Below are 6,954 nucleotides of genomic sequence, written 5' to 3'. Positions count from 1 at the left end.
TGAACTACCTGCTGACCTCCCATGTCTGGCGCCAGGACCATAACGGCTTCAGCCATCAGGATCCCGGCTTCATCGACCATGTCGTGAACAAGAGGGCGCAGGTGGCGCGCATCTATCTGCCGCCCGACGCGAACACGCTGCTCTGGGTCACGGATCACTGCCTCCGTAGCTGGGACCGGATCAACGTCATCATCGCCGGCAAGCAGCCCGAGCTGCAGTGGCTCGACATGGATTCGGCGATCAAGCACTGCACCCGGGGCCTGGGCATCTGGGAATGGGCGAGCAACGACAGCGGCGAGCCCGACGTCGTCATCGCCTGCGCCGGCGACGTGCCGACGCTGGAAGCACTGGCCGCGACAGACCTGCTGCGGCAGCATTTCCCGGGGCTGAAGGTCCGCTTTATCAACGTCGTCGATCTCATGACGCTGCAACCTCGGGCGCAGCATCCTCACGGGCTGACCGACACTGACTTCGACACCTTGTTCACCACCACCAAGCCGGTCATCTTCGCCTATCACGGCTATCCGACGCTGATCCACCGTCTGGTCTACAAGCGCACCAACCACCGGAACTTCCACGTCCGGGGCTTCGAGGAGGAGGGAACGACCACCACGCCCTTCGATATGGTGGTGCGCAATCGGCTCGACCGCTTTCACCTCGTGGCTGACGTGATCGATCGTGTCCCAGGCCTCGGAACGGCCGCTGCTTACGCGAGGCAGGCGATCCAGGACAAGCTGACCGAGCACGAGCGCTATATTCGGCAGCATGGCACGGACATGCCCGAGGTCCAGGAGTGGCGTTGGCCGCACGCCGTCAACAAAGCAGCACTTCCGCCGACCGCAGCGCCGTGGCTTTGATCCTGTTCATCAGAGGCCCCTACTTTCACGGAGGGAGTGGAGAGCGCTCCGGTAAGGTCATGATAACCTGGAGGGTGCGATGGGCGATCCACGACAGCGGGGCTGGACGGAGAGGTTCAAGCGGGAGGCGGTCCGGCTGCTGACTACGAGCGGGCGGACGGTGGGCGAGGTGGCGGCCCATCTAGGGGTGGGCAAGTCGACGCGGCATTGGCAAGTTGTTGGAAAGGAGGGCGAGCCTGTCCGTGTGGCGATGAGGCGCGCCAGGGTTAGGCGGCTGCCTGGGCGCAGGTTTCCTGCTGCCAGGCCCGAAAAGCCTTGGCCCGAACGCGCTGGTACTCGCCGGCCGACATCAGGTGCCGGCGTGGACGGAAGTGCCCGTAAATCATAGAGTGTGCTGACAGGAAGCGCGGCGCCTGAGCGGGCGACTTGATGCTGTGGACGGCGCCTGCCCCCATCGTGGCCATGGGATGGTAGGATCCCGTAGGTCCAAGTCAAAGGAGCTGTGCCATGCATCAGGAGATTACCACGGTCGGTCTCGACCTCGCCAAGAACGTGTTTAAGGTCCATGCGGTCGGCGCTGACGGGCGCGTTGTTGTCCGCCGCCAACTCCGCCGTGCCGAGGTCCTCTAGTTCTTTTCGGCCCTACCCCCGTGTCTCGTCGGCATGGAGGCGTGCGCATGAGCGCACCATTGGGCACGCGAGCTGATCGCGATTGGGCATGAGGTGAAGCTGATGCCGCCAGCCTACGTGAAGGCGTACGTGAAGCACGGCAAGACAGATGCTGCTGACGCCGAGGCGATTGCGGAAGCCGTGACACGGCCGACCATGCGCTTTGTCGCGGTAAAGAGCGCTGAGACCCAGGCCGTGCTCATGCTCCACAAGACGCGCGACCTGCTCGTCCGGCAGCGCACGATGCTCATCAACGCCATCCGGGCTCACCTGGCCGAGTACGGCATCGTCGCGAGCATCGGGCGGACAGGCGCCGCGACCGTCATTGCCACACTGCACGAGCAGCAGGACCAAGTGCCAGCGCTCGCGCGTTCGGCGGTCGTGGCGGCCGGAGCGCTACCCTGAACCTGCTATGCCCCTGGTGCCCTAGGCTGACGGGGCTCGATCTTGCTCCCTTCCGTGCTCGGCGGGGTAGTTGGGGCGTCCAGCGCCCTGGCCACTTTGCGCGCCAGCTGCTCCCGCTCGAACGGCTTGCCGATGAAATGCACCCCATCATCAAGGCGGCCGTGATGCACGATGGCGTTCTCGGTGTAGCCGGACATGAACAGTACCGGCAGCCCCGGACGAACCTCGTTGAGCTTGCGGGCCAGTTCATGCCCCTTCATGCCACCGGGCAGAATCACGTCGGAAAGGAGCAGATCGACCTTGGCGCCGTTCTCCCCAAACACCCGCAGGGCCTCGGCCCCATCGGCCGCCTCCAGTACCCGATACCCGAGGTCACGCAGGATGGTGGCAGCCACCTCGCGCACCGCAGGCTCGTCCTCCACGACCAGCACTGTGGCCGAGCCGCGCGGCAACTCTATTGGTGCCCCGGGGCGCTGCTTCCCAGGCAGTTCGACCCCGATGGCGCGGGGCAGGTAGAGCCGCACCGTCGTGCCCTCCCCGGGTTCGGAATAGACCTTCACATGCCCGCCGGATTGCTTAGCGAAGCCGAACACCATGGCGAGACCGAGCCCCGTGCCTTTGCCGACCTCCTTGGTCGTAAAGAAGGGCTCGAAAGCGCGGGCCAGCACTTCCGGGGGCATGCCGGTGCCGGTATCCGAGACACCCAACATCACGTAGTCCCCTGGCGTGACCTCGACGTGCTGGCGTGCGTAGGCTTCGTCCAGCACCTTATTCGCCACCTCAATGGTGAGTCGTCCACCCTCGGGCATGGCGTCCCGGGCATTAACAGGCTGCGGAAATTCGCTGCTCCAGCCCAGCCACACGAACAATCCGAATTGGACAGACCGTGATGTGCACAACACTTCTGTGCCCGAATCGTACGCAGCGTAATAAAATTTCGTAGAAGCCTCGCCAAAATCGAATTTCCGCAGCCTGTTAAGGGGCATAGGTCCGGTTCATCGCCTGCTCGTGAAAGCAGGCCCGGCTGATCCCGGCGCGCAGATTGTCGCTGACCACATGGCCCTCGTCGCCGAGGAAGAGGCCCGCGCCACCTCCGCCCGCACCAAGGCGGCGCTGGCTGCTGCCCGCGCTCGTGGTGTGAAGCTCGGCAATCCGCAGCTCCGACCAGGAGACAGCGCGACCGCGGCCGGCGCGCGTGCGGCCTGGTCGGCCGCAGCAGGGCGGCGCGCGGCGGAGGTGATGCCCTACGTCGAGGCGGCACGGCGGGCGGGTGCCACCACGTTCCAGCAGCTCGCGGACGCGCTAACCGCCCGCGGCGTGCGTACGCCGCGGGGAGGGGAGGGATGGCGGCCTTGGCAGGTCAGGCGAGTGCTCGACAGGGCTAAAGGTAGGAGCTGGGCGCAAACATTCTCTGGAGTGTAGCTGGCCAGAGGACGGAGGCTGCACGGCTTCGCGGCCTCCGCCGTGACAGTGAACAATCCCTGACCTCAGGCTCCCAGAGTGGCCCGGTGTGTTCCGGCGGCCGGTGCTCTGGGCCGTGTCTTCGCATCCTGGCACGGCGTGCGCCCCGGGAGGGGAGTCCCCGCCTCCTGCGGCGATCTCGTCCAGGATGGGGCACTCCGGCCGATGGTCGCCGTGGCAGGCCGCGGCCATGCCCTCGAGCGCCTCGCACATCTGGGTCAGCTCCGCGATCTTGGCCCTGAGCTCGGCCGCATGCTCGGTCGCGATCCGCTTCACGTCCGCGCTGGCCCGGTCCTCATCCTGCCAGAGCCCGATCAGCAGCTTGATGCGATCCAGCGGCAGCCCGAGGTCACGCGCCCTCCGGACGAAGCGGAGCGTGTTCACGTCGCGCTCCCAGTAGACCCGGTAGCCCGCCTCAGTCCGGCCAGCCGGCGGAAGCAGGCCGACGCTCTCGTAGTACCGTAGCATCTTCGCCGAGACGCCGGAGGCCTTGGCGGCCTGCCCGATGTTCATGTCCACCCTCCGTCCAGAGCCGCCCGGGGTCCGAAGCGATTCCGAAGATGGGGCTTCCCATCGGGGGAGGGTCAAGACCGAAGTGGTTGGAGTGGTCGCGCTGAATAGCCCTTGACCTTCCCATGGCTGGAAGCACCACCTTGCGAGCCTCCAGACAACACCGGCTCGCGCCCCGCGGGCTGCACCGGGGGCGGCAAGCATGAGCGGTCAGCACTTCAGTCACGGCCACGCGCACCAGCACGGGCCTGGTTGCCACCACGGCCATGGAGCCATGGAAGCGGATGATGGGCTCGTCACCGACCCGGTCTGCGGGATGAAGGTGGACCCGGCGACCTCGAAGCATCGCCTCGAGCACGACGGGAGGACATTTCACTTCTGCTCTGCGGGCTGTCGGACGAAGTTCCAGGCCGACCCGGACAAGTACTTGAAGCCGGAGAAGGCGGTCGCACCGGCGGCGCCGAAGGGCGCCATCTACACCTGCCCCATGCATCCGCAGATCCGGCAGGAGGGGCCGGGAAACTGCCCTGTCTGCGGCATGGCGCTCGAGCCCCTGGAGGTGACGGTCGAGCCCGGGCCTAACCACGAACTCATCGACATGACCCGGCGGATGTGGATCGGGTTGGCCCTGGCGATCCCGGTCGTCATCCTGGAGATGGGCGGACATATCCCTCGGCTTGGATTGCACAACCTGGTCTCGCCGACAGCGTCGACCTGGATCCAGTTCCTGCTCGGGACGCCAGTTGTCCTGTGGGCGGGCTGGCCGTTCTTGGTGCGCGGCTGGCAGTCGGTCGTGAACCGAAGCCTCAACATGTTCAGCCTGGTTTCTCTCGGGACGGGAGCTGCCTACCTCTACAGCCTGGTGGCCACCTTCGTGCCCGGCGTCTTCCCCGAGGGCTTCCGCGGCATGGATGGGACGGTGGCCGTCTACTACGAGGCCGCTGCCGTCATCACCGTGCTCGTCCTCCTCGGGCAGGTGCTGGAGCTACGCGCTCGCGAGCAGACGGGAGGCGCCATCCGCGCCCTGCTGGACCTCGCACCCAAGACAGCGCGCCGCATCCGTCCGGACGGGACGGACGAGGAGGTCAACTTGGCCGAAGTGCAGTTGGGCGACCGCCTGCGGGTCCGGCCCGGCGAGGGCGTGCCGGTGGACGGCCAGGTCCTCGAGGGCGGCGGCTCCGTGGATGAGTCCATGGTCACCGGAGAGTCTCTGCCGGTCGAGAAGGCCATCAGCTCCAAGGTCATCGGAGGCACGGTGAACGGCACCGGCTCTCTGGTGATGCGGGCCGAAAAGGTGGGCTCGGACACCATGCTGTCCCGCATCGTCGCCATGGTGGCCGAGGCCCAGCGCAGCCGGGCGCCTATCCAGCGGATGGCCGACCATGTGTCCGGCTACTTCGTTCCGGCGGTCATCGCCGTCGCGGTGATCGCCTTCGTCGCCTGGGCCGTCTGGGGCCCGTCCCCGGCGCTCTCCTACGGGCTGATCGCAGCCGTCTCGGTGCTCATCATCGCCTGTCCCTGTGCACTTGGGCTGGCCACGCCGATGTCGATCATGGTCGGCGTTGGCAAGGGCGCCGGTGCGGGCGTGCTCATCAGGTCGGCCGAGGCGCTCGAGCGCATGGAAAAGGTCGACACGCTCGTCGTGGACAAGACGGGCACCCTGACCGTCGGCAAGCCCAAGGTGGTGGCCGTCGTCGCGGCACCCGGCCTGTCCGAGGCCGAGCTCCTGCCCCTCGCTGCCAGCCTGGAGCGGTCGAGCGAGCACCCGCTCGCCGCCGCCGTTGTCGCCGCGGCCAAGGAACGGGGCGTGGCCTTCGGGGAACCGGCAGACTTCGCGTCCGTCACCGGGAGGGGCGTCACCGGAACGGTGAACGGGCGCCACGTCGCGCTGGGTAACGCCAGGCTAATGGCCGACCTCGGCGTAAATCTCGGAGACCTCGCCACTAAGGCGGATGACCTCCGGCGGGAGGGTGGCAGCGCTCTGTTCCTGGCCGTCGATGGGAAACCGGGTGGCGTGATCGCGGTGGCTGATCCCATCAAGGAGACGACACCCAGCGCCCTGCAGAGCCTGCGCGCCGAGGGTATCCACATCGTCATGCTGACGGGAGACAACGCCACCACGGCTGCGGCCGTCGCCCGGAAGCTGGGGATTGACGAGTTCCAAGGGGACGTCCTGCCTGAGGACAAGCACCGCATCGTCCGAGAGCTCCGGGCGGAGGGGAAGGTCGTCGCCATGGCGGGCGACGGCGTGAACGATGCGCCCGCCCTGGCCGAGGCGGACGTCGGCATCGCCATGGGCACTGGCACTGACGTGGCCATGCAGAGCGCGGGCGTGACGCTGGTGAAGGGCGACCTTGCCGGGATCGCGCGGGCACGGGTCCTGAGCCGGGCGACCATGCGCAACATCCGACAGAACCTGTTCCTCGCCTTCCTCTACAACATGCTCGGAGTGCCGCTCGCCGCTGGCGTGCTCTACCCGGTCCTTGGCATCCTGCTCAGTCCGATCGTAGCCGCGTTGGCCATGGCCTTGAGTTCGGTGTCGGTCATCGGCAACGCGCTGCGTCTTCGAGCGGTCCGGCTTTAGAAGCGGTCGGGTGACCAGGGCGGCAGCCATGCCCGACCAGAAGCCGCACCGTCGGAGGTCGAGGTGCTCCGGGTGTTCTGCCCCGGGCACTGGCCGCACCGCATCCCTGTTCGTGGGCGGCCTTGTCCTCGCGGGGGGGGGTGATGCTCCTATAACTGTCAAGGGCTCGCTGGCGCTGAGTGTTGGGCGCCGGCCGGGCGGCAGAGATAGCCGAAGATCTCGCGGGCGACGAAGCGTAAGCGTCAGCCTTGCCTTTCAATTACCCACATTTCCGCTTTACCAACTCGGCTCCGAGCATGAGATCGGAGAGCCTGGACCATCCGCGCCAGATGACGATGTTGCCGGGCGGTGGGTCGTGGGTGCGGGCGAGATAGCCGCCGAGGCGTGCGACCTTGAGCAGGTAGGTGGAGAGCGTCCGGGCTGGTAGCGTCTCGGCGGGCTTGGGAACGGCTTTGCTGGGGACTGCGC

Annotated in this window: 5 protein-coding genes and 3 pseudogenes; 5 read left to right on the top strand and 3 right to left on the bottom strand. The window is 66.9% G+C overall.

Features of this window, described 5'->3' with window-relative positions:
• The 3 genes and pseudogenes from ACO1BU_RS35315 to ACO1BU_RS35305 all read left to right on the top strand — a co-directional run.
• Positions 1-857, top strand: an 857-nt coding sequence (locus ACO1BU_RS35315) for a phosphoketolase family protein (RefSeq protein WP_481133260.1), incomplete at its 5' end; no start/stop codon positions are given.
• A 79-nt stretch (positions 858-936) separates the two neighbouring features.
• Positions 937-1,059: pseudogene (locus ACO1BU_RS35310) on the top strand (transposase); the annotation flags it as partial.
• A gap of 305 nt (positions 1,060-1,364) precedes the next feature.
• Positions 1,365-1,815 (top strand): annotated as a pseudogene (locus tag ACO1BU_RS35305) (IS110 family RNA-guided transposase); the annotation flags it as partial.
• 121 nt (positions 1,816-1,936) lie between these two features.
• Here ACO1BU_RS35305 and ACO1BU_RS35300 read toward each other — a convergent pair.
• Entirely contained in the window at positions 1,937-2,917 is a 981-nt protein-coding gene (locus tag ACO1BU_RS35300) for a response regulator (RefSeq protein WP_424140569.1), read from the bottom strand.
• Between the two features lie 70 nt (positions 2,918-2,987).
• On the opposite strand from ACO1BU_RS35300, the gene ACO1BU_RS35295 reads away from it, so the two are divergent.
• On the top strand, positions 2,988-3,353 hold the full coding sequence (locus ACO1BU_RS35295; RefSeq protein WP_424140570.1) for a hypothetical protein: 366 nt from the start codon (positions 2,988-2,990) through the stop codon (positions 3,351-3,353).
• On the opposite strand, the gene cueR is transcribed toward ACO1BU_RS35295, so the two are convergent.
• Positions 3,234-3,905, bottom strand: a complete 672-nt coding sequence (gene cueR, locus ACO1BU_RS35290; protein ID WP_424140568.1) for a Cu(I)-responsive transcriptional regulator — start codon at positions 3,903-3,905, stop codon at positions 3,234-3,236. The two genes, ACO1BU_RS35295 and cueR, sit on opposite strands and share 120 nt — an antisense overlap.
• Before the next feature lie 271 nt (positions 3,906-4,176).
• Between cueR and ACO1BU_RS35285 the strand changes: the two genes are divergently transcribed.
• Positions 4,177-6,486: a heavy metal translocating P-type ATPase gene (locus tag ACO1BU_RS35285; RefSeq protein ID WP_424140567.1), complete on the top strand. Its 2,310-nt coding sequence runs from the start codon at positions 4,177-4,179 to the stop codon at positions 6,484-6,486.
• Between the two features lie 259 nt (positions 6,487-6,745).
• Here the strand turns inward: ACO1BU_RS35285 and ACO1BU_RS35280 are convergent.
• Positions 6,746-6,954: pseudogene (locus ACO1BU_RS35280) on the bottom strand (hypothetical protein); the annotation flags it as partial.

It is taken from the genome of Roseomonas chloroacetimidivorans (assembly GCF_049629625.1).
Taxonomy (GTDB): Bacteria; Pseudomonadota; Alphaproteobacteria; order Acetobacterales; family Acetobacteraceae; genus Roseomonas; species Roseomonas chloroacetimidivorans.
Note: the sequence above shows the minus strand (reverse complement) of the source record. Positions and strands in the feature narration are given on the sequence as shown.